General features: G+C 54.1%; 3 protein-coding genes. 1 reads left to right on the plus strand and 2 read right to left on the minus strand.

The genetic code is table 11. The features are described from left to right. Positions 1-100: 100 nt before the first annotated feature. Together SB822_RS54380 and SB822_RS54385 are read right to left on the minus strand one after the other, a co-directional pair. Positions 101-844 (minus strand): D-alanyl-D-alanine carboxypeptidase family protein, encoded by a 744-nt coding sequence (locus tag SB822_RS54380; protein ID WP_410858758.1) that lies wholly within the window; start codon positions 842-844, stop codon positions 101-103. A gap of 197 nt (positions 845-1,041) precedes the next feature. Beyond that, a complete protein-coding gene (locus SB822_RS54385) occupies positions 1,042-1,428 on the minus strand; it encodes a hypothetical protein (protein ID WP_410858759.1) in 387 nt (128 codons plus the stop codon). Positions 1,429-1,778: 350 nt separating this feature from the next. Here SB822_RS54385 and SB822_RS54390 point away from each other — a divergent pair, with 350 nt between their 5' ends. Then, entirely contained in the window at positions 1,779-1,949 is a 171-nt protein-coding gene (locus SB822_RS54390; RefSeq protein WP_410858760.1) for a hypothetical protein, read from the plus strand. Positions 1,950-2,327 lie beyond the last annotated feature (378 nt).

Here is a 2,327-nt window from a genome sequence, read left to right on the forward strand (position 1 = left end):
ACGTATGCTCGCAACCGCTTCGATAACCTCAGCTTCCATTCATTAGCCCCCTGTTGCGCTTCACTCTTGAAACCGCCGATGCAGGTAAGGTGACAGAGCTCTATAGAGGGTAATCGTCACCTTTTTCCATTGCACACTTCAACTTCTTCTCCTGGTCTTTAACGTTTTGTTCGCATTCGAGCATATGCACACCAGCTGTAAATTCCCAGTGCCAAGGCTCGTCTATTTTTTTATTTTCGTCGAAGCCGAATTTGTTGGCATTCGATTTTAGCCAGTCAAAAAGCCACGACTGTTTCCAAAGCCTCGTTTGGCTCTTACTGGGCCCGAGCGCGCAGCCGTGGTCGAAGGTCTCGAAGTCGATTGCGAATCCGGAGTTATGGAGACTGAATCCGGGTGCAGCCAAACGCTTGGCAATATATTTGCTCAGGTATATTGCGGCCGCATCCCCGTGTTGTCCGTCCAGCAGTTTTTCTCGGGCCGCCGCTGTAAGTGCGTAGTATCTTGGAAAGAACTGTCTCCAGTTCTCGAACTGCCTTTGAGCGGACCTGTAACCGCTTGCGACGCCAATGCTTTTTGCAAGGAGAGCCCTGGCCGAATTGGATTGCTTTGCCCTGTCCAGATCGTTTCTCGCGGCAGTCAAAAGGCGTTGACATGCTAACGCGGCATCCGTTCTCGCTTCGACCCGACCTTCGATCCTGGATAGCTCCTTCTTTGGCAACTCGTCCACAAAATTCCGTTGTTTGCCCGCCAAGAGACAATGCAATGTATACACTCTTTTCATGAATTCAGTCTTTTCGGGCGAATCCAGGCCCGCCAGCTTCCCCGAATCAATAGCGCTTGTCATGTTGTCTCCTTTGGACTGCCGTTTCTAGCGAGCCCCCGCCGACTCCTCCACCGTTGCACCCTTGTCAAGCCAGAACCGCTGACCCTACTTGTCACCAGTGGCAATCTGGTCGCTTCCCATCGGCGCGTGGCCGAATCTCATACTGTCAGAAAGACGGCTCTCCGTGCCGCACTCGGCACGCGCTGTGACTACACTGGTCATCGCGCGTCTGCCGGATAATTGGTGACCCTTACCCGGAATCTGAATGTGGTTCCCTTGATATATGCGCCGTTGCTCCGGTAGAACCGATTCATCAAGTCGCGCTGGGCGTTTTGCTGCGCTATCGACGCATGGCCGACCCAGACGCGTCCCTCGTTTTCCAAGGTGCTTGCGAATGGGTATTCGTCCCGGCTTAGGATTCGCGGAACATCTTCCAGCGACATTTTCCGGATATATCGTTTTTCCTTGTCTGACCGGTAAAGATACGTAAGGACATCCGGCCGACCTCCCTTCTGGGCATGCCAGATATTCTCTGCGATTTCGCGAATGCTTTCATCCAGCCAGTCGTACACCATGACCGGCAATTCGTCCTCCTTGTCGCCCATAACTGATCACCTGTGGAAAAGACACTTTCGACGCAAACTCATCATCAACGGCACAGTGCACAATAAAATAATCGAGGGTTTGACGCGGCGCAAGCACGCTATTGCGACGTCGGACGGTAAAGAAACCGGCCGGTTCTGCGGGGAGCTGCGATTTGAACCGGCGGATCCGAAGTGACACAACCGGGGCGAGCCCCGGTTCTCAACAATATTTTTAGAGCGTTACGGATCGCCCCTTGCTGCTTCAGCCTGCACGACAGCCGCACCTAGTTGGCGCGATCCAAACGGCTCGACGCGATGACGATTGGCACATAACGCGTACTCAGCGTCCTGAGTTGAAGAGAGCACCGGCGATGAAAGTCAGAGTGGCCAATGAAGGAGATACGCCCATCCGGATCATCGTGGACGGCGATCCTGTATTTGGAGCGACGCTCGAAGCAGGGGCGGAAATGGTTTGGGATGGCGAACTGGTCGAAGTGCAGGACCTGGAACCCAGTCAGGGTGCAGCCGAAGATGACGAGTGACGCGCAGGCGCTCGCCGCCACGCCGGCGGCATGCTCATAAAGGCCTTTTGCTATCGATACCAGGCCCCGGTTTGAAAAGCGTAAGTTGCCGAACTATCGTCAAGAACGGGGGGCCGGTACCCCGGGTAGCATTTCGGAATGTTCCTCGGCCTCCGCCGGTTCAACAATCGCAGTTAAGAACTGCGGGGCGCTTCCCGATTTATGTAACCGGACATAACAGGGAAGCACCACAGACCTCACCTTTGTGGATGGCTTGTCGGCGAACGACCGGTAGCTGACAATGGCGAACCGCTGAAGGGCTCTAATCTCACTGTGTCATAAAAAGGTGTTTGCAGCAAAGTGATACCTGGTAGTATTGAATAATACATACTTCGAGCG

The organism is Paraburkholderia sp. SIMBA_054, from assembly GCF_046534875.1.
GTDB lineage: Bacteria > Pseudomonadota > Gammaproteobacteria > Burkholderiales > Burkholderiaceae > Paraburkholderia > Paraburkholderia hospita.

What these genes read in the sequence shown, in the direction of transcription:
- SB822_RS54385 (WP_410858759.1), bottom strand. Translation starts at nt 1,428, where the DNA reads ATGGGCGACAAGGAGGACGAATTGCCGGTCATGGTGTACGACTGGCTG.
- SB822_RS54390 (WP_410858760.1), top strand. Translation starts at nt 1,779, where the DNA reads ATGAAAGTCAGAGTGGCCAATGAAGGAGATACGCCCATCCGGATCATC.
- SB822_RS54380 (WP_410858758.1), bottom strand. Translation starts at nt 844, where the DNA reads ATGACAAGCGCTATTGATTCGGGGAAGCTGGCGGGCCTGGATTCGCCC.